This is a genomic window from Deinococcus seoulensis, assembly GCF_014648115.1.
Lineage (GTDB): Bacteria > Deinococcota > Deinococci > Deinococcales > Deinococcaceae > Deinococcus > Deinococcus seoulensis.
The window spans coordinates 106,572-126,055 of sequence record NZ_BMQM01000003.1 but is presented as its reverse complement, the minus strand read 5'-3'; the positions used below and the strand labels follow the sequence as shown (position 1 = coordinate 126,055).

The window sequence follows — 19,484 nt, the reverse complement described above, 5'->3', positions numbered from 1 at the left end:
GGTGGGCGTCGGGTGGGGATGGGCTTCGGGTGGGGGTGGGCGCCGGGCACGCTGCGCGGCCACGGCCTGTGCCGGGCTTCAGAAGCCGAGGTTCAGCAGGCCCTGGGGTTTGAGGTACAGGAAGTACGCCAGCAGGAACAGGACGATCAGAATGATCAGGACGATCAGGATCTTGCCGCCGTTACCGCCGGGATTGCCTTTGAGTCGGGTCATGGAGCCTCCAGTCGTGAGTGTATGAACGCCGCGCGCCGTTCTCCCGCGGGGCGGGTGATGGGTACTTGACTGAACCTTGGTGCCGCCTTTACCTGGGGTGGACGCTACGCTCTGGGCATGTCGAGTGAGTTGCCGTTCCTGCGTGCCGACGCCGCGCCCCCCGCCCCGCACGAGCGGCGACTGTCCGAGCTGCCACTGACGGTGCTGGTCGGCGTGACCGGCGTGGGCAAGAGCACCGCGCTGGCCGCCCTGATCGGCGCGGACGGGGGCGTGCGGGTCCTGCCGGACCGGCGCGAGGTGACGGACGCCGTGATGATCCTGCCGCTGGCGGGCGCGCCCGTGCGGGACCGTGAGGAACGCTTCCGGCTGACCGCGCAGTACCGGCAGGCCCATCCGGGCGGCATGGCGCAGGCGCTGGGGTCGCTGCTGGCCGACACGGGTCACTGGGGCGGGGCGCCGGTGTTCGACGGGCTGCGCGGGCTGGACGAGGTGCGGTACGCGGCGCAGTCGTTCCCGGCGTGGCGGTTCGTGGCGCTGGGCGCGCCGGACGCGGTGCGGGTGCGGCGCCTGCTGGGCCGCGCGGACGCCTTCGATCAGGTGAGCGGCGCCCAGGGCAGCGGGACGCTGCGGGAATCGCTGGCCGACCTGAAGGGCGCGGCAGAGGTTTTCACCCCGGCGGAACTGGACGCCCTGGCTGACCTGCCCGCTCAGGGGTTCGCGCCGGGCGACGTGCTGGCGAAGGTGAAGATCGTGGTGTCCGAACGGCGCAACTACGACCCGGCGGCGGCCGAGGCGTTCCTGCGGACCCTGCCGCCCGCGCGGGCGCTGGTGCTGGATACCGTGGCGCTGGACCCGGCGGGCGTGGCGGCCGCCGTGCGTGAATGGGCGGGGGGTGCGGCGTGAGCGTGCCCACCGTCGCGCGGGTCGAGGGACTGGTGTACCGCTTGCCGCTGACCTCGGCGCTGGCGTGGGGGGCGCACTCGGCCCTGAGTGCTGCCGAGCACGTGCTGGTGCAGGTCACGCTCTCGGACGGCACGGTGGGCGTGGCCGAGGCGACGCCGCGCCCCACCATCTACGGCGAGACGCCCGCCAGCGTGCTGGGCATCCTCGCGCACCTGGAAACGGGCCTGACCGGCGTGGCGATCACGGACGAGGCGGGACTGGATCGGGTGCGGAACAGTGTCGTGAACAACCACACGGCGCGCGGCGCGCTGGACATGGCCCTGCACGACGCCCGCGCGCGCGCCGCCGGGAGCAGCCTGTTCGGCACGCTGATGGGACCGAACACCCGCGTCCGCGTGAGCTTCATCCTGGGTATCGCCAGTCCGGACGACATGCTGGACGAGGCGCGGCGCGTGGTGCAGGCCGGGGTGCGCTGCCTGAAGGTGAAGGTGGGCCGCGAGCACGAACGCGACCTGCGCGTGATCCGGGCGCTGCGCGCCGAGTTCGGCCCTGACGTGCTGCTGTACGCCGACAGCAACGAGACCCTGAGCCCAGAATCGGCCCCGGCGGCGCTGGACGCCATGCGTGAGGCGGGCCTGATGTACGTGGAAGAACCGCTCCCGGCGCGGCAGTTGCGGGCGCGGGCCGCGCTTCACGCGCAGGGGCGACTGCCGGTCGTGGCGGACGACTCTTGCTTCACCCCGGCCGACCTGGACCGCGAACTGGACTTCGATACCTTCGACGTGCTGAACGTGAAAACCGCCCGCAACGGCTTCACGGATGGCCTGACCATGCTGCGCCGGGCCGCCGCGCACGGCAAGCGCGGCATGGTGGGATCGCAGGCCAGCACGGGCCTGGGCACGCTGCACGCGGCGCTGCTGTCCACGCAGGCCGAGGTGACCGAACCCTGCGAACTGAGTTTCGTCCTGAAATTGCAGGACGACCTGCTGAACGCGCCCATCGAGTTCCGGGACGGCTGGCTGGACGTGGCGGCCCTGAGCGGTCACGCGCTCGATCCGGCGAAAGTGGCCCGTTACCGCGTCGGGTAGGAGCGGCGCGGCCCTGTTCCGCAGCCAGGAACGCGAATGAAGGCCGGGGTGGGTCAGACAGGACAGATGCCTGTGACAGATCACGCAGAATAATGAGGTATGGATCAAGAAATGCTTAACGCATTGCTCCTGCCTCTGATGTTCAGCATGGCGGGCGGCACCTACGTCTACCTGCAACTCCCCGACCGCCGCGCCCAGGGGCTGCTGATCCTGACGCTGTTCCAGCTGGTCGGCGCGGTCGGCTACGTCATGGAACCCACCCTGAACCTGTTCATGCTGCTCTCGCTGCACGCCAGCGTGGTACTGGTCCTGCTGGTCCGTCACCTGCAGGCGCCCGCACCGGTCCAGCAACCCGGCGAACCCCGCCGCTGACAGCCCCGATACAGACAGCCCCGATACAGACAGGCCGGACGCCCAGGCAGGGTGCCTCCGGCCTGTTCTTCTATCGTCAGGGGCAGCAATGGTGCGGACACTGTTCAAGCGGCAGAGGGGAAAAGCATGGAAAACGTCTTCTGGAACGCCATTCCTGCTCACCCCCTCCCGGCCTCCCCCCTCAAGGGGGAGGAGTAAACACTGCGTGTTCATCGCTGGTCTGCCCTGAAGGGATGAACCTGTCCGCACCATTGATCATACGAATTCCATTTATTTCGTTGACAGATCGGAACACCACCGATCTGCCAACTCCACGTCCGGAATCCGCTTCTCTCCTACTCGCATCCGCTCGGATTGAACGGCTTTGTAAGCCATTCAATCGGAGTCCGTTTCATACGGCGCGCATCAGGGTCTGAATCTGGCGTTGCATGGCGTCCAGGACGGGGCGGCTGCGCAGGCAGTCCACCAGGGCGCGGGTCGCGTGGTGTTCGCTGCCGCTCAGCGCGCCGCGCAGGTGCTCCTGCACGGCGGGGTGCAGGCCGCCGCGCAGGAACAGCAGGTCGCGTAGCAGGTCGTCCACGCTGACGCTGGGGCCGGGCTCGCCGTCCGGGGTGGCGGTGTGAATCAGTGGACGGGCGCGGTCGTCGAGGGTCAGGGCGGCGCGCAGGGGGTGACCGGCGCGGCGGGTCACGTGCTCCAGCGTGGGCATGAAGGCGTTCACGAGGTTCAGGGCGAGGCTGCGGCCCAGGAAGGTCAGGCGGGGCTGGTCGCGCAGGGTGGCGTGCAGGGTCTGGGTCAGGTGGCGGGCGAGCCGGTCGCCCTCGTCCATCAGCGCGGCGTGCGGATCGGTGGGCGGGCCTTCCGGGGGCAGGCCTTCGGGAGGTGGGCCTTTGGGGGGTGGGCGGGTCACGCCGCTCATCGTGACATGCGGGCCAGGCGTGAACGGGGGGGGACCACGCCCCCGGCAGCTGTCTAAACAGGCGTTCGTTCTGGCCGTCCTGCACGCACGCGGCGCTTTTAGGTGAGCGGGAAGTGTGTGGTGTAAGCTCATCTGGTATGAACGTCATTGGGAAGGTCACGGTGCTGCCTCAGCTGCCCGACAGCATCGCAAGGCTGTCTGAACTCGCGTACAACCTGTACTGGTCGTGGACTCCGCACGCTCAGGCGCTGTATCAGGAACTGGACTACGGTATTTGGGAGCGCTTCCAGCACAACCCGGTACGCACCCTGCTGGAAGTCCCGCAGTCGCGCCTGAAAGAAGTCGCGGCCGACCCCGAGTACCTGAAACGCTACGCGCAGGTCATGGCCGACTTCGACGCCTACATGGGCAAGAAGGACACCTGGGCCGCCCGGAACGTGCCGGACATGAAACCCGTCGCCTACTTCAGCATGGAGTACGCGTACCACGAGTCGCTGCCCATCTACTCGGGCGGCCTGGGCGTGCTGGCGGGCGATCACTGCAAGAGCGCCTCGGACCTGGGGATTCCCTTCACGGCGGTCGGCATGCTGTTCCACCAGGGGTACTTCACGCAGCTGTTCGACAAGGACGGCTGGCAGAACGAAACCTACGACGAACTCGACCTGACCACCCTGCCCATCACGCCCGCTCTGACGCAGAGCGGCGAGGAAGCCCGCGTGAGCGTGGTCATCGGGAACCGCACCGTGCACTCGCGCATCTGGAACCTGAACGTGGGCCGCATCCGGGTGCTGCTGCTGGACACCAACGTCCCGCAGAACAGCCCCGAGGACCGCAAACTGACCGCCCGCCTGTACGGCGGCAACCAGGAACTGCGCGTGCAGCAGTACGTGCTGCTGGGCGTGGCCGGCATCCGCGCGCTGAGGCTGCTGGGCATCCCCGGCGACGTGTACCACATGAACGAGGGGCACGCCGCGCTGCTGGGCCTGGAACGCACCCGCGAGTACGTGGAGGCCGGCCTGGACTTCCGGACCGCCGTGGAAACCGTGGCCAGCTCCACGCTGTTCACCACGCACACGCCCGTCCCCGCCGGGAACGACGCGTTCGCTTACGACCTGATGGACCGTTACATCGGGTCGTGGCCCGCCCAGCTGGCCGCCAGCCGCGACGACCTGTACGCACTGGCCGAACACGAGCAGATGTGGGACGGTCACCCGGTCCCGACGTTCTCCATGACGGTGTTCGCGCTGAACATGAGCCGCGCCGCGAACGGCGTGTCCGAATTGCACGGCGAGGTCAGCCGCGACATGTGGAAGTTCCTGTATCCCGGCGCCGAGACCGAGGAAGTCCCGATCGGGCACGTCACGAACGGCGCGCACAACCTGACCTTTACCAGTCAGGCCATGCGCGACCTGCTGGGCACGGTGCTGCCCGCCGACTGGACCGAACGCCTGGAAGACGAGGCGATGTGGCAGGCCGTCGAGAACCTCACGGACGCGCAGCTCAGTGGCGTGCAGCTGGTCATGAAACGCGACATGATCACCTTCGTGCGCGGCCGCATGCGCGAGCAGAAGGTCCGTAACGGCGCCAGCGCCGCCGACGTGGCCGCCACCGACACGCTGCTCAGCGAGAACGCCCTGACCATCGGCTTCGCGCGCCGCTTCGCGACTTACAAGCGCGCCACACTGCTGTTCCGTGACCGTGAACGCCTCAGCCGCATCGTGAACCACCCGGACCGCCCGGTGCAGTTCGTGTTCGCCGGCAAGGCCCACCCGGCCGACAACCCCGGCAAGGCCTTCATCCAGGAGATCTACAAGGTCTCGCAGGAACCCGAGTTCCGCGGCAAGATCGTCATCCTGGAAAACTACGACATGCACGTCGCCCGTCACCTCGTGCAGGGCGTGGACATCTGGCTGAACAACCCCCGCCGCCCGCTGGAAGCCTCGGGGACCAGCGGCATGAAGGCCAGCTTCAACGGCAGCCCCAACTTCAGCGTGCTGGACGGCTGGTGGCGCGAAGGGTACGACACCACCAACGGCTGGCCCATCGGCGAGGAACGCGAGTACGCCGACCTGAACGTGCAGGACGACGCCGACGCCTACAGCCTGTACCACATCCTGGAAAACGACATCGTGCCCCGCTACTACGGGCAGGACACCGGGGACGCCTCGTGGGCGCACACCGTCCGCCGCGCCATCGAGACGTGCAGCCCGCGCTTCTCGATGCAGCGTCAGGTGATCGACTACGTGCAGAAGTACTACGTACCCATCGCCGCGCGCGGCGCGCAACTGGCCGCCAGCGACAGCGCCCGCGCCCGCGAGATCGCCAGCTGGAAAGGCTGGGTGCGCCAGCAGTGGCCGTACACCACCCTCAGCGCCCAGGCGACCCTGCCCGCCACCAGCCAGCCCGGCCAGACCGTGCCCGTCACGGCCACCGTGAACCCCGCCGGGATCAACCTGACCGAACTGCGCGTGGAAGCCGTCCTGAACCGCGCGGGCCAGCTGACCCACGTGCCCCTGACCAGCCGCGGCGACGGCACTTTCAGCGCCGACGTGCCCCTGAACGAGAGCGGCCTGTACTCGGTCGGCGTGCGCATGCTGCCCGTCGTGGACGGCCTGAGCAACGACCTGGAAGCCCGCCTGATCAAGTGGGCCTGAGCAAGTAGGCCTGAGCAGACCAAGCTGAGCTGCCGCTGACCCGGCGCCACGGACCCCCCCGCCCAGTCCGGCGGGGGGGTGCCGTTGTGCCCGGCCGCCGCGCCCTGCTGCCCTGCACGGGGTGACAGCTCGGCCATACCCGGAGCATCACCCCAGCGGGTAGCGTGGGGCATGAGCGACCAGACAGACGGCAGCGAACACCCCACCCCGAGCCACGGCGGCCAGACTCTCGACAGCCCGACTCCTGGCAGCCAGACGCCTGACAGTGACATGCTGAAGCTCGGCAAGCAGCGGCGGGCGCAGATCATGGGGCAGGGCTTCGTGGACCGCGCCTTCGCGGGCGACCCGGAGGCCTTCGGCGCGGACTACCAGCGGTTCCTGACCGAGTACGCCTGGGGGGCCGTGTGGGGGCGCGGCGGCCTGACGGACCGCGAGCGGCACATGGTCACGCTGGGCATCCTGGCGGCGCTGGGCCGCGACCGTGAACTGGAAGGGCACGTGCGCGCCACCGCCAACAGCGGCGTCAGCGAACGCGACCTGAGCGACGTGCTGCATCAGGTGGCCATCTACGCCGGGGTGCCTGCCGGACTGAACGGCTTCAACATCGCCGGGCGCGTGCTGGCCGAACGGAAGGCCGCGCAGGAACAGATTGAACAGGGACAGACGGAGCCGGGGCAGGACTGACGCGTGTCCTGGCAGCGTGTGCGTCCCGGCAGTGCAGACGCGCCCAGGGCGACTTCTAGCGCCCGCCACCGGAGCGCAGCCGGGCAGGTGGTCTAATGCCCGGCATGACTGCTGCCCGTCCCGCTGCCCGTTTCCGACCGGGCCTGCCGCCCATTCCGGCCCTGCTGCTGGCCATGCTGAGCATTCAGGGCGGCGCGGCGTTCGCCAAGACGCTGTTCCCCACGCTGGGCGCGGCCGGGACGACCACGGTGCGCGTGACGCTGGCCGCCGCGCTGCTGACGCTGGTGCTGCGCCCCCGACTGCGGCAGCTGACGCGGGCCGACTGGGCGGCCATCGTGCCGTACGGCGCGGCGCTGGGCCTGATGAACCTCGCGTTCTACGAGGCGCTGCGGTTCCTGCCGCTGGGGCTGGCCGTCACGCTGGAGTTCATCGGGCCGCTCACGCTGTCACTGATCCTGTCGCGCCGCGCCATCGACGTGGCGTGGGTGCTGCTGGCCGCGCTGGGCATCGCGCTGATCTCGCCGCTGGGGGAACTCCTGACCGGCGGGGCGCACGCGCCCGTCCCTGCGGCAGGTATCGGGCTGGCGCTGCTGGCCGGGGCGTTCTGGGCGCTGTACATCCTGGCGGGCGGCGCGGTCGGGCGGCGCGTGCCCGGCACGACCGGCGTGGTGGGCGGCATGATCGTCGCGGCACTCATCACACTGCCATTCGGGGTGGCCGAGGCGGGAACGCGCCTGCTCGCTCCGGGTACGCTGCTGCTGGGCCTGGGTGTGGCGGTGCTGTCCAGCGCCCTGCCGTACACGCTGGAGATGCGTGCCCTGCGCGCCATTCCCGCCCGCATTTTCGGCGTGATGATGAGCGTCGAGCCGGCCATCGCGGCGCTCAGCGGCCTGCTGTTCCTCGGCGAGCGCCTGGGGCCAGCGCAGTGGGCGGCGCTGGTCTGCGTGATCGCGGCGAGTGCCGGGATCAACCTGACCGGCAAGGCCGCCCCTCACGGCGAACCGGACCCCGTGAACTGATACGGACTCCGATTGAATGGGCTGCAAAGCCCGTTCGATCCGAGCGGAGCGAGTGGGAGCAAAACGGGTTCCGGACGTGGAGCCGGCAGGGGCGGTGAAGTTCCGGATTGTTGGCGAAACAAACGGAACCCGTATGAGGAGGGCAACAGGGAGTGGGCAGTGGCCCGGCGGCCTGCCTCCGTTCCACTGCCCACTCCCCTTCTACCCTGTTACTCCTGCCAGCTGACCTGGGTGTTGATGGCCTCGCCGCTGCCGGTCATCAGGAGGCCCAGTTGCGTTTCGGTGGCTCCGGCGGCGTCGACTTCACCGACGACGCGGCCCTCGTACATGACCAGGATGCGGTCGCTGAGGTTCATGACCTCGCCCAGGTCGGCGCTGATCAGCAGCACGGCGAGGCCCTGGTCGCGCGCCTCGACGATGCGGGCGTGAATGAATTCGATGGCGCCGATGTCCACGCCGCGCGTGGGCTGGCTGGCGACCAGGATTTTTGGGCCCTTGCGCATCTCGCGGGCCACGATGAGTTTCTGGGCGTTGCCGCCCGAGTAGCGTCCGGCCTGGAGGCTGGTGGAGCGGGGGCGCACGTCGTACTTCTCGCTGAGGTCGCGGGCGTTCTGTTCGATCACGTCGCGGTTCAGCAGGCCGCCGCGTCCGGCGAAGGGGGCGCGGTCGTGTTCGCCCAGGATGTAGTTCTCGGCGGTGGTCATGTCGAGCACCAGGCCGCGTTCGTTGCGGTCCTCGGGCACGTGTGACAGGCCGGACGCTTCGACTTCCCGCACGCCGCGCGCGACCTTCCCGAGGTACGTGATCTGCCCCTGGTACGTCTGGAGGCCGGTGATGGCCTCGACCAGTTCGCTCTGGCCGTTGCCCTCGACGCCCGCGATGCCCACGATCTCCCCGGCGCGTACCTGGAAGCTCACGCCGTCCACGGCGTTGCCGTGCTCGCCCTTCACGACGACGTTCTGGACGTTCAGGGCGACCTCGCCGGGCTGGGCGGGGGCCTTGCTGACTTTCAGGCTCACGTCGCGGCCCACCATCATGCGGGCCAGGAGTTCGGTCGTGGCGCCCTGGGCGGGGATGGTGCCGATCATCCGGCCGTCACGGATGACGCTGATGGTGTCACTGATGTGCAGCACCTCGTGCAGCTTGTGGCTGATGAAGATCACGGCGTTGCCGCTGGCGGCGTACTGGTTTTTCAGGAAGTCGAACAGTTCGTCGGTTTCGCTGGGGGTCAGGACGGCGGTGGGTTCGTCGAGGATCAGGATGCGCGCGCCGCGGTACAGGGTCTTGAGAATCTCGACCTTCTGCTGGAGACCCACGGGCAGCTCACCGACGATGGCGTCGGGGTTCAGGTCGAAGTTGAACTGGCGGATCAGTTCGGCCACGCGCCTGCGGGCGCCGGCGTAGTCGATGGCGCCGCCACGGGTGGGTTCCATGCCCAGGATGACGTTCTCGGTGACGGTCAGCGTCTCGACGAGCATGAAGTGCTGGAAGACCATGCCGATGCCGCGTTTGATGGCCTCGCTGGGGTCGGTCAGGTCGACGCTCTCGCCGTCCACGACGATCTGCCCGCTGGTGGGGGGCTGGATGCCGTACACGATCTTCATCAGGGTGCTCTTGCCGGCGCCGTTCTCGCCGCACAGGGCGTGAACGCTGCCCCAGCGGACTTCCATGGAGATGTTGTCGTTGGCGAGAACCAGCGGGAATCGTTTGGTGACGCCGCGCAACTCCAGCGCGTTCGGGGAGTTGTGCTGCACCTCGCGCAGCACGTCGGCAGTGGGAACGGTCATACCCCTCAGTTTACTGTCCAGACAGGCGGCCGCGCATCCTCTGCCCCCACCCGCCCGGCCGGGTGTACCCCCGCGCGCGGGTTGGGTCACAATACGGGCATCATGGAATCTTTCTGGCTGGCCGTCACGAACCTGGGACGCGACGAGGTTTTTATCGTGGCACTCGCACTGTACACATGGCTGGTCAGTCCGCGCGGCGGCCGGAACCTGGGCACGGCGTTCGCGCTGAGTTACCTGGTGAACGCCGCGCTGAAGTACGGCCTGAACCTGCCGCGCCCGTTCACGAACGACCCGGCGGCCGCGTCGGAGGCGGCGCGGGCCACGGCGGGCGGGCCGGGCCTGCCGAGCGGGCACTCGCAGATGGCCGCGACCCTGTGGGGCGGCGTGGCGCTGCAACTGCGCCGCCCGTGGGTGACCTGGGCGGCCGCCGCGCTGATCGTGCTGATTGCCGCGTCGCGGCTGGTCCTGAACGTGCACTACCCCAGTGACGTGATCGTGGGCCTGACGCTGGGCGCGCTGTTCGCGCTGGTGGCGGCCCGCGTGACCTTCCCGCAGGGCGGCGCGCTGCGCTGGGCGCCGCCGCTGGGCGCGTTGATCGTGGCGGCGCTGCTGCCCGCCGGGACGCCGCGCGAGTTCGCAGCGGGGCTGGGCATGGCGGCCGGGTTCTGGTTCGTGCAGCCGCGCTTCACGCCGCCCACGACGGTGAGCGGCCGCCTGATCGTGGCGGTGGCCGGGCTGGTGGTGGTGTTCGCGGTGTACTTCGGGCTGGGGGCGCTGCCGGACGGGATCAAGGAGGTCGGGCTGGTGCGGGCGCTGCGGTACGCGCTGCTGGTGCTGGTGGCGGCCGAGGGCGTGCCGCTGCTGCTGCGCCGCTGGCTGCCCGTGGGGCCGGCACAGGCCGCCGTGACGGGTGAACGGGTCGTCCACTGACCCTGGGTGCGCCCGGGGGCGGGTTCGCGCTGCACTGAACCGTGAGAAGGCGTACACTATCTGCACGTTTCAACAAGCAATTCAGTTGCGGGATCATCGGTTCGGCAGGCACACGGCGTTCTTCTCAGAGTGGAGGTCAGGCACATGCAGACACGCGAACGGCTCTCACGGTTCCTTCTTCCCGGCCTGCTGGCCCTCGGCGCTCCGGTGGTCCTGGCGCAGACGGCCACCTCTCCGACCACCACTCCGGCCACCACCGACAGCGCCCTGGCGGCCCTGACGCCCAGCGCCGCGCGTGGCGAGACCCTCAGCGGCGGCTGCGCCGGCTGCCACGCCCCCACCGGGCGCGCCCCGGTCCTGAAGGGCCAGCCAGCCCCGCAGATCCGCACCGCACTCCTGGCGTTCCGCGCGAAAACCCGGCCGAACGGCACCATGCAGAACGTCGCCTCGCGCCTGAGCGACCAGGACATCGTGGATATCGCGGCCTTCTACTCCGGCGACAGCAGCGCCCCGGCGGCCGCTCCGGCCCCCACCCCCGTCCCGGCGACTCCCCCACCGACCACGGAACCCGCGCCGCCCACCACCCCACCCGCGACTCCGCCCGCGACGGGAGCCGCCCCCACCGGCGAGACCCTGTATCAGGTGGGCGCGGCGGCGCGCGGCGTGATCGCCTGCGCGGTCTGCCACGGCGAGACCGGCGCAGGGGCCGAGGCCGTGGGCGTGCCCGCCATCACGGGCCGCACCGCCGCGTCCGTCCTGGAGCAACTGCGGGCCTACAAGAGCGGTCCCGTGACCGGCATTCCCTACCCGGACGCCATGCACATTGCCCTGGCGCCCATGACCGACGCCGACCTGAACGCCGTCGCCGCGTACGTCGCCACCCTGAAGTGACGCACCGGGGAATGGCCCGCCCTGCACCGCAGAGGCGGGCCACTTCCCGGAGTCCGTATCAGCGCACCCGCACGCCCTTGCTGGCGGGTTGCGTGCGGAGCCAGCGCACGAAGCGCTGCACGTCCGGGTGGGCGCGCAGCGCACCGATGTCCTGGTAGTCGCGGGCCAGTTCGGCGTTGCTGAAGGTGCGGTGCAGGAAACTGTGGCAGGGGCGGCACAGCAGCGTGGTGGGCAGGTCGGCCACGCGCACGCCCTGGCGGCGGCCCTGCGAGCGGGGCAGCAGGTGGTGTTCGGTCAGGTTCGGCACGGCCCGGCCGCACAGGGCGCAGGTGGGCGCGGGGCTGGGTGGCGGGGGCCAGGTGGGTGCGGGGGACCGGCGGGCCATGCGTGAGGATACGGGCGCACGCGAGGGCCGGACTGTCTGACGCTGAACAGTCTGGCCGGGCAGATGGGTTGGAGGCCGTTAGTCGAAGGCCGTTACAGGCGGGTCAGGTTGGGGTACTTCTGGATGGCCTCGTCCTCGCTGAGGAATTCACCCTCGGCGTCGGGGCTCCAGACGACCTCGGCGCGGATCAGGTCGCCGGGCGCGACGGCGCTGATGGCGCTCAGGGCGGCGCGGGCCTCGGCGGCGTTGGTGGCTCCGGCGGGCGGCAGGGCGGCCAGGGTATGTGCGGCGACGGCCAGCGTCACGGCGAGGTACTGGTCGGCGGCGTCGTGCTTGAAGGTGTAGTCGTCGCGGCGGGCGTAGCCGCTGTTGGGGTCGCGGTTCTGGTAGTTGCTGGTGGTCTGCTCGGTGAAGGCGGCGCGGGCCTCGGTGGCCCAGGCGCCCACCTGACTGTCGGCGGTGCTCGCGGAGCCCTGGGCGCGCTGCACGTTGCCGTACACCCAGCGTTCCGGGTGGCGCAGCGCAACCAGCGCGGCTTCCTGCATCATGCGGGTCAGTCCGGCGTTGGTGTCGGGGTCGCCGTTCTGCGCGACGCGTTGCAGGGCGCGTTTGACCTCGTCACCCTCGGCCAGCAGCAGTTGCACGCTGACGGCCTGCGCGGTCCCGCTGAGCCCGGCGAGGCCCTTGCCGCCCCCGCCGAGGCTGCGGCGCATGCTGCTGATCACCACGAAGATCACCACGCCGAAGATGATCATGGTGATCAGGCCGCCGCCGCCACCGCTGCTGTACCCGTACCCGCCGCCGCCGTTGATGATGATCGGGCCGCTGTACCCGCCTCCGCTATAGCCGCCGCCGCTGTACCCGCCGCCCCGGCTGGAGCTGCCGCCGCTGTACCCACCTCCGGAGCTGCTGGAACCACCGGAGCTGCGGGAACTACCGCCGAAACCCCCGCCGGACTGCGCGTGGGCAGGAGTGAGCAGCAGAACCGTCAGGGCCAGCAGCGTCAGCAGCAGGGCGCTCAGAAGGAGGGGGCGACGGACGCCGGGACTGAGTTGGGCGGGCTGCATGGGTGCAGTGTACGGGTCGGCGCGGCGGGGCGTTCCAGGGGCGGGTCTTTGGGCGGGCTTCATGCGCGGGTGTGCGGGGCGGGTACACTGCCCGCGTGAGTGACGAGCGACGCGACGTGATAACCCTGAGTGCCGGGCAGTGGGACGCCTTCCTGGACAGCCTGTTCGAACGGGATGAACGCCTGGACCTGCGCCAGGAGGGCGAATCGTACCGCCGGGACGAGGCCGTGGACGCCTACGTGCTCAGCGGGCACGCCGAGGCGCTGCGCAGCGCCGACGTGGACGGCGACGTGTGGGGCACCCTGGAGGACATCGAGGAGACGGCCGACACCGAGGATGAAGCCTGGGAGAAGATCGTGGCGTTCTACCTGGGCCGCGAGTGCGTGCTGGTGCGCGTGGAGGACACCGAGGAACCCGAGGAATGGGTGCTGGGGCGTGAACTGGCGCGCCGCCTGGGTCTGCTCTGAACGCCCGGCGGTCCGCGCGGGGAACGGCGGGGGCGTGAACTGCCCCTGAATCGTGGCTCATCCTGCACAGATGAGCGGGGCGTAGGCTGACTCTCATGAAAAGTGATCGTCATTTTCCCGTGAAACGTCTGCTGGTCCTGGGTGCCCTGGTGGGCGCCGGCGCTTACTACTTCAGCCGTGAGCAGAACCGCCGCGCCCTGGACGCCAAACTGGCGGACCTGGGCCTCAAGGACGCCGCGCAGGACGTCGGCCAGAGCGTCACCAAGAGCTGGGAGAAGACGAAGGACGCCGCCAAGGACGCCGGGGCCGTGATTGCCGACAAGGCAGGCGAGGTCAAGGACGCCGCCGCCGGTGGCGCGCAGGCCGCCGCCGACAAGGTCAAGGAAGTCGCCGGTGACGTGAAAGGCGCCGTGGCCGACGCCTCCGGCAAAGCCGCCGACGCCGCCAGGGACACCGCCGCGACCGCCAGCGACAAGGCCGCCGACGTGGCTGACAAGGCCAGGGACGCCGCTGCCGACGCGAAGGACGCCGCTGCCGACAAGGCCGCCGAGGTCAAGGCCGACGCGCAGGCCAAGGTCGCCGAGGTGAAGGCCGACGCCACCAAGGCCGCCAACGACGTCAAGGGTGCTGCCCGCGACGCCAAGAAATCCTGATCCATTTTCTGCCAGCGCCGCGCCCCCTCCCCCACCGGAGGGGGCGCGGCCTCTCGATCTGCCCCGCTGGACCGTGACGCCCGCTCCGGCAGGGGCGGCGCGGGGCCGCTACACTCGGCGGCATGACACGCCGGGACCTTGACTCTGGAACCCAGACGCTGGAGCGCACGCGAACGCAGCGGCCCCGCCTGTTCCGGGTACTGCTGCTGAACGACGATTACACCCCGATGGAATTCGTGGTGGAGGTGCTGCGCCGCTTCTTCCGCAAGTCCGAACAGGAGGCCGAGCTGATCATGCTGGCCGTGCATCACAAGGGGCAGGGCGTGGCGGGCGTGTACTCGCGGGACGTGGCCGAGACGAAAGTGGCGCAGGTGATGGCGGCCGCGCGGCACGAGGGATTCCCGCTGCGCGTGGTGGCCGAACCGGAGGCGGGCGAATGATCAGTGATCACTTACAGGTGACGATTGGCCGCGCGGCGGATTACGCGCGGGAGGCGGGGCATGAGCTGGTGACGCTGGAGCACCTGCTGCTGGCCCTGACGCACGACCCGGAGGGCCGCGAGGCGCTGCTGGCCGTGGGCGTGGACGTGGAGCGGTTGCGGGACGATCTTCAGTCTGTGCTGTCGGCGCTGGACGCCGTGCCGGACGCCGAGCCGGATTTCACGCTGGGCGTTCACCGGGTCGTGGAGGGCGCGGTGCTGCAACTGCACGCCAGCGGGAAGGGCGGGCAGGAGGCGGACGGCGCGCGGGTGCTGGTCGAGCTGCTGGAGGAGGAGGACAGTCCGGCGCGCGCGGCCATCGAGGCGCAGGGGGCGTCGCGGCTGGACGTGCTGAATTTCGTGTCTCACGGGGCGGCGAAGGTGCCGGGCCGTGAACGGGAGCGGCGCGTGGCGGGCGTGGACGGCGCGGCCCCGGACGGCGCTGAGGGCGCGGCGCCGGAGGTGGACCCGCTGGAGGCGTACGCGTCGGACCTGACGGCACTGGCGCGGGCCGGGCAGTTCGATCCGGTGATCGGGCGCGAGGCGGAACTGGAGCGCACGGTGCACATTCTGGCGCGGCGCGGGAAGAACAACCCGGTGCTGGTCGGCGAGCCGGGCGTGGGCAAGACCGCGCTGGCCGAGGGGCTGGCGCAGCGGATCGCGGACGGGCGGGCGCCGGGCTTCCTGAAGGGCGCCAGCGTGTTCGCGCTGGACCTGGGGGCCCTGCTGGCGGGCACACGCTACCGGGGCGATTTCGAGGCGCGGCTGAAGGCGGTCCTCTCGGCGCTGGACGGGCGGAACGCGGTGCTGTTCATCGACGAGCTGCACACGCTGGTGGGGGCCGGGGCGACCGAGGGCGGGAACGTGGACGCCGCGAACCTCCTCAAGCCCGCGCTGGCACGCGGCAGCGCGCACGGGCATGGCCTGCGGGTGCTGGGCGCGACCACGCCGGCCGAGCTGCGCTTCCTGGAGAAGGACCGGGCGTTGTGGCGGCGGTTCCAGACGGTCGAGGTGCCCGAGCCGTCCGAGGAGGACGCCCTGAAGATCGTGCAGGGGCTGTCCGGGCGTTACGAGGCGCATCACGGGGTGACGTTCACGCCGGGCGCGCTGGAGGCGGCGGTGGGGCTCTCGGTGCGGTACCTGCGGGACCGGTTCCTGCCGGACAAGGCCATCGACGTGCTCGACGAGTCCGGCGCGGCGCGCAGCAGTACGGGGAAGGGCGGCACCATCGACGTGCCGGACATCGAGGGCACGGTGGCCCGCATGGCGCGCGTGCCGCTGGGCGCGGTGCGGGCCGAGGAGGTCACGTCACTGGCGACGCTGGGCGCGGACCTGCGGGCGCGGGTGTTCGGGCAGGACGCGGCCGTGGACGCCGTGGCAAGCGCCGTGAAACTGGCCCGCGCGGGCCTGCGCGACCCGCAGAAACCGCAGGGGGCGTTCCTGTTCGCCGGGCCGACCGGGGTGGGCAAGACCGAACTGGCCCGCGCGCTGGCCGACCGGCTGGGCATTCACCTGGCGCGCTTCGACATGAGCGAGTACCAGGAGGCGCACACGGTCGCCCGGCTGATCGGAGCGCCGCCCGGCTACGTGGGTTTCGATCAGGGGGGCCTGCTGACGGACGCCGTGGCGCGGCACCCGCACGCGGTGGTGCTGCTCGACGAGATCGAGAAGGCGCACCCGGACGTGTACAACGTCTTCCTGCAACTGATGGATCACGGCACCCTGACCGACCACACCGGCAAGAAGGTGGACGGACGCGGCCTGATCCTGATCTTCACCACGAACGCCGGGGCGGCCGACGCGTCACGGCCCGCGCTGGGCTTCGGGCGGGTGGGCCGCGCGGGCGAGGAGGCCGAGGCCGTCAAACGGACCTTCACGCCGGAGTTCCGTAACCGCCTGGACGCGGTACTGCACTTCGCGCCGCTGTCTGCGGCGGTCATGGGCGGCGTGGTGGACAAGTTCATCCGGGAGTTGCAGGCGCAACTGGCCGGGCGGGGCGTGACGGTCACGGTCAGTGCGGCGGCCCGCGCGCGACTGGCCGAACTGGGGTACGACCCGGCGATGGGTGCGCGCCCGCTGGCCCGCGTGATCGAGACGCGCCTCAAGCGTCCGCTGGCCGACGAGCTGCTGTTCGGGCGGCTGAAGGACGGCGGAAGCGTGAAGGTGGGCGTCCGGAACGGCGAATTCACGTTCACCTGATCACGTTCAACTGATCAATGGTGCGGACAGGTTCATAACTTCAGGCAGACCAGCGATGAACACGCCGTGTCTACTCCTCCCCCTTGAGGGGGGAGGCTGGGAGGGGGTGAGCAGGAATGGCGTTACAGAAGACGTTTTCCGTGCGTGTCGCCTCTGGCGCTTGCAATGTGTCCGCACCAGTGCTGATACGGACCCGGATTGAATGGGCTGCGAAGCCTCTCAATCGGAGTGCGTATATCACACTTCCCGGCGCGGTTCGGCGCAGGTGCGTGCCCGGATGTTTACGGAAAATTCACCTTTCAGCGTTTGTTTTCGGCGTGCTGGACGTAAAGACTTCCTGCGGTTCTCCTCATCTGACGGGCGGGGGCAGCGGTGAAGATGAGGGCATGAAACCCACCCTGCTGGCCCTGCTGACCGCTGCCCTCCTCGCCTCCTGCGCTCCCAAGGAAGAAACCACCACCACGACCGACAACAGCACCGTCTCCACCGAGACGAACGAGCCCGGCGTGGACAACCCCATCGCTGAAGGCGAGGGCGCCATGGACAACGCTGCCGACCCCGGCGTCGACAGCACCATGACCAACGACGACGACGCCAACACGAGCGAGGAAGTCGACATGGCCGTCGGCGACGGCCTGGAAGGCACCGTGACCGACTTCGACGGCACCGCCAAGACCTTCACGCTGAACGAGAACGACGCCAACTACGCCGTCACCATCGACGACGCCACCGTGTTCGAGGGCGGCGCCACCACCGCCGACGAGTTCTTCGGTGCGGACCGCGCTGACGCCAGCGTTGCCGTCGAGGGCGAGATCGACGAGGCCGCCAGCACCCTGAAGGCCAACAAGATCACCCTGAACTGATCCACCCGGATCGTGAACGGCCGGACTCCTGCGGGGGTCCGGTCTTTTCTGTGCGTTGCGGGAGGCGTGACTGCGGGACCGGCGCTATGCTGCCCGGCATGCCTGAACCCGTCGTGATCCGCCCCGCCGCTGCCTTCGACGCGGCGTTCGCCGTGCCGCTGGTGCAGCAGACCATCGGGCAGGTGGGGCTGGCCCTGACCGGGACCGATTCGGATACCGGGGCGGCGCGGGCCATGCTGGGCTTCTTTCCTCTGCGGGGCAACCGCCTGAGTTACGAGCACGTGCTGATCGCCGCGCGTGGCGCCGAACCGCTGGGGCTGCTGCTGGCGTACCCCGGCGCACAGGCGGCGGCGCTGGACGATCCGTTCCGCGAGCGGCTGGTGTCGCTGGGCCTTCCTGGTCACGTGGAGTCCGAGGGCACGCCGGGCGAACTGTACGTGGACACGCTGGCCGTGACCGAGACGGCGCGCGGGCAGGGTGTGGGGGCCACACTGCTGGAAGCGGCGGCGGCGCGGGCGCGCACGCTGGGCCTGAGCCGCGTGGGCCTGCTGGTCGAGGACGGGAACCGGGCCGCTGCGCTGTACGCCCGCGTGGGCTTCCGCGCGGCAGGCACCCGGTCCCTGGCGGGCGGGACATACACGCACATGGTCTGGACACTGCCGCAGTGACCCGCGCTGCGTGCGCGGCGCGTCATCCGTCCGGTTGATCCGCGCGTGGCGTGCGGGCGCTATGCTCGGCGGCGTGCGCCGGATTGTGTGGGTTCTTGTTGCGGCGGCGGGTCTGGCAGCGGTCGTTGCCCCTGCCGCTCCGTTTCTCTCGCGGTACGCGGCCATTCCGCGCAAGGCGGACGGCCCGGTGACGGTGCTGCTGGCGGGCGTGGACGTGGATTACGACGACAGCGCCGCCGTGTGGCCCTGGCCCGCCAAGGCCGAGTCGTACACGACCCGCACCGACACCATCATGCTCACGCAGGTGTGGCCGGACGGGCGGGTGAACATCCTGGGCGTGCCGCGCGACTCGTGGGTGAACATGCCGGGGTACGGGTGGGGCAAGATCAACGCCGCGAACGTGCACGGCGGCCCGGACATGCTGGTGCGGGCCGTGCAGACCCTGACGGGTGTGAGCGTGGACGCCTACGCGCTCGTCAGCCTGAACGCCATTCCGGCCCTGACCGAGGCGGCGGGCGGCGTGACGGTGGATGTGGGGCAGGCCATGAAGTACGACGACAACGCCGGGAAGCTGCACATCGACCTGAAGCCGGGGCGGCAGCGCCTGAACGGCGAGCAGGCGGCCGGGTTCCTGCGGTTCCGGCACGACAACCTGGGTGATATCGGGCGGATCGCGCGGCAGCAGCAGTTCGTGTCGGCGCTGGGCGCGCAGGTGCGTAACCCGCTGAACGTGTGGCGGTTGCCGATGATGGTGAGTGCTGTGGACCGCAACATGAAGACCAACCTGACGCGCGCGCAGGTGGCGGCCCTGACCGGCGCGGCGCTGGGCGGGCCACAGGTGCGGACCTTCAGCGTGCCCGGTGATTTCGGGTACCGGGGCGCGGCGAGCGTGTGGGAGGTGAATCAGGCGGCACTCAGCGCACTGGTCCGCAAGGAGTTCCGTGATCCGGACGACGTGCGCGCCCTGGGCGTGGCGGTCGTGAACACCGACGCCCCGGACGGCGCGGCGGGCCGTCTGAAGGCGCGACTGGAGGGCCTGGGGTACTCGAACGTGTGGATTGCCAGCGAGCCGCGCGGGCCGGCGCCCACCACCGTGACGGGCGCGGCGGCGGCGCGGGTGCTGCGTGACGTGGGGCACGGGTCGGTGGTCGATACGCCCGGCGTGTCCGGCGCGGACGTGACCGTGCGGCTGGGGTCGGATACGCCCGCACCCTGAGCGCAGTCGGGAGTGGGCGGCGGGAGGG

20 protein-coding genes are annotated in these 19,484 nt (G+C 70.2%); 15 read left to right on the top strand and 5 right to left on the bottom strand.

Annotation, left to right across the window (positions count from 1 at the left end; genetic code table 11):
* Window positions 1-78: 78 nt before the first annotated feature.
* A complete protein-coding gene (locus IEY70_RS21245) occupies window positions 79-213 on the bottom strand; it encodes a hypothetical protein (protein WP_268243801.1) in 135 nt (44 codons plus the stop codon).
* A gap of 117 nt (window positions 214-330) precedes the next feature.
* Between IEY70_RS21245 and IEY70_RS03950 the strand changes: the two genes are divergently transcribed.
* The 3 genes from IEY70_RS03950 (at window position 331) to IEY70_RS03940 (ending at window position 2,576) form a co-directional block, all read left to right on the top strand.
* Window positions 331-1,116: an ATPase gene (locus tag IEY70_RS03950; RefSeq protein WP_189063699.1), complete on the top strand. Its 786-nt coding sequence runs from the start codon at window positions 331-333 to the stop codon at window positions 1,114-1,116.
* A complete protein-coding gene (locus tag IEY70_RS03945; protein WP_229777603.1) occupies window positions 1,113-2,204 on the top strand; it encodes an enolase C-terminal domain-like protein in 1,092 nt (363 codons plus the stop codon). Before IEY70_RS03950 ends, IEY70_RS03945 begins: the two co-directional genes overlap by 4 nt.
* A gap of 111 nt (window positions 2,205-2,315) precedes the next feature.
* Complete coding sequence (locus IEY70_RS03940) at window positions 2,316-2,576, top strand: hypothetical protein (protein WP_229777602.1); 261 nt, start codon at window positions 2,316-2,318, stop codon at window positions 2,574-2,576.
* A gap of 391 nt (window positions 2,577-2,967) precedes the next feature.
* On the opposite strand, the gene IEY70_RS03935 is transcribed toward IEY70_RS03940, so the two are convergent.
* On the bottom strand, window positions 2,968-3,486 hold the full coding sequence (locus tag IEY70_RS03935) for a hypothetical protein (RefSeq protein WP_229777601.1): 519 nt from the start codon (window positions 3,484-3,486) through the stop codon (window positions 2,968-2,970).
* Between the two features lie 146 nt (window positions 3,487-3,632).
* Between IEY70_RS03935 and glgP the strand changes: the two genes are divergently transcribed.
* The 3 genes from glgP (at window position 3,633) to IEY70_RS03920 (ending at window position 7,852) form a co-directional block, all read left to right on the top strand.
* On the top strand, window positions 3,633-6,149 hold the full coding sequence (glgP, locus tag IEY70_RS03930; protein ID WP_189063696.1) for an alpha-glucan family phosphorylase: 2,517 nt from the start codon (window positions 3,633-3,635) through the stop codon (window positions 6,147-6,149).
* Window positions 6,150-6,320: 171 nt separating this feature from the next.
* On the top strand, window positions 6,321-6,833 hold the full coding sequence (locus IEY70_RS03925; protein ID WP_229777600.1) for a carboxymuconolactone decarboxylase family protein: 513 nt from the start codon (window positions 6,321-6,323) through the stop codon (window positions 6,831-6,833).
* Between the two features lie 104 nt (window positions 6,834-6,937).
* Window positions 6,938-7,852 carry an EamA family transporter gene (locus IEY70_RS03920; protein WP_373290743.1) on the top strand — a complete coding sequence of 305 codons (915 nt, stop codon included), beginning with the start codon at window positions 6,938-6,940 and terminating at the stop codon, window positions 7,850-7,852.
* 209 nt (window positions 7,853-8,061) lie between these two features.
* Here IEY70_RS03920 and IEY70_RS03915 read toward each other — a convergent pair whose 3' ends face one another.
* Window positions 8,062-9,639: an ABC transporter ATP-binding protein gene (locus tag IEY70_RS03915; RefSeq protein WP_189063695.1), complete on the bottom strand. Its 1,578-nt coding sequence runs from the start codon at window positions 9,637-9,639 to the stop codon at window positions 8,062-8,064.
* Between the two features lie 102 nt (window positions 9,640-9,741).
* Here IEY70_RS03915 and IEY70_RS03910 point away from each other — a divergent pair, with 102 nt between their 5' ends.
* Together IEY70_RS03910 and IEY70_RS03905 are read left to right on the top strand one after the other, a co-directional pair.
* Entirely contained in the window at window positions 9,742-10,569 is an 828-nt protein-coding gene (locus IEY70_RS03910; RefSeq protein ID WP_189063694.1) for a phosphatase PAP2 family protein, read from the top strand.
* Between the two features lie 144 nt (window positions 10,570-10,713).
* A complete protein-coding gene (locus IEY70_RS03905; RefSeq protein ID WP_189063693.1) occupies window positions 10,714-11,460 on the top strand; it encodes a c-type cytochrome in 747 nt (248 codons plus the stop codon).
* A 58-nt stretch (window positions 11,461-11,518) separates the two neighbouring features.
* On the opposite strand, the gene IEY70_RS03900 is transcribed toward IEY70_RS03905, so the two are convergent.
* Window positions 11,519-11,845 carry an HNH endonuclease gene (locus tag IEY70_RS03900; RefSeq protein ID WP_189063692.1) on the bottom strand — a complete coding sequence of 109 codons (327 nt, stop codon included), beginning with the start codon at window positions 11,843-11,845 and terminating at the stop codon, window positions 11,519-11,521.
* A gap of 92 nt (window positions 11,846-11,937) precedes the next feature.
* Window positions 11,938-12,912 (bottom strand): DUF1517 domain-containing protein, encoded by a 975-nt coding sequence (locus IEY70_RS03895; protein WP_189063691.1) that lies wholly within the window; start codon window positions 12,910-12,912, stop codon window positions 11,938-11,940.
* A 95-nt stretch (window positions 12,913-13,007) separates the two neighbouring features.
* On the opposite strand from IEY70_RS03895, the gene IEY70_RS03890 reads away from it, so the two are divergent.
* From IEY70_RS03890 to IEY70_RS03860, 7 genes are all read left to right on the top strand, one after another.
* Window positions 13,008-13,379, top strand: coding sequence for a hypothetical protein (locus IEY70_RS03890; protein ID WP_189063690.1), 372 nt, complete (start codon window positions 13,008-13,010; stop codon window positions 13,377-13,379).
* 95 nt (window positions 13,380-13,474) lie between these two features.
* Window positions 13,475-14,032 (top strand): desiccation-associated late embryogenesis abundant protein, encoded by a 558-nt coding sequence (locus tag IEY70_RS03885; protein ID WP_189063689.1) that lies wholly within the window; start codon window positions 13,475-13,477, stop codon window positions 14,030-14,032.
* A 122-nt stretch (window positions 14,033-14,154) separates the two neighbouring features.
* Entirely contained in the window at window positions 14,155-14,472 is a 318-nt protein-coding gene (gene clpS, locus IEY70_RS03880; RefSeq protein WP_189063688.1) for an ATP-dependent Clp protease adapter ClpS, read from the top strand.
* Window positions 14,469-16,709, top strand: coding sequence for an AAA family ATPase (locus IEY70_RS03875; RefSeq protein WP_189063687.1), 2,241 nt, complete (start codon window positions 14,469-14,471; stop codon window positions 16,707-16,709). The genes clpS and IEY70_RS03875 overlap by 4 nt, the downstream gene beginning before the upstream one ends.
* Before the next feature lie 386 nt (window positions 16,710-17,095).
* Window positions 17,096-17,572: a hypothetical protein gene (locus tag IEY70_RS03870; RefSeq protein ID WP_189063686.1), complete on the top strand. Its 477-nt coding sequence runs from the start codon at window positions 17,096-17,098 to the stop codon at window positions 17,570-17,572.
* Between the two features lie 98 nt (window positions 17,573-17,670).
* Complete coding sequence (locus IEY70_RS03865; protein ID WP_189063685.1) at window positions 17,671-18,240, top strand: GNAT family N-acetyltransferase; 570 nt, start codon at window positions 17,671-17,673, stop codon at window positions 18,238-18,240.
* Window positions 18,241-18,313: 73 nt separating this feature from the next.
* Window positions 18,314-19,456: an LCP family protein gene (locus IEY70_RS03860; RefSeq protein WP_189063684.1), complete on the top strand. Its 1,143-nt coding sequence runs from the start codon at window positions 18,314-18,316 to the stop codon at window positions 19,454-19,456.
* The last annotated feature ends 28 nt before the right edge of the window (window positions 19,457-19,484 follow it).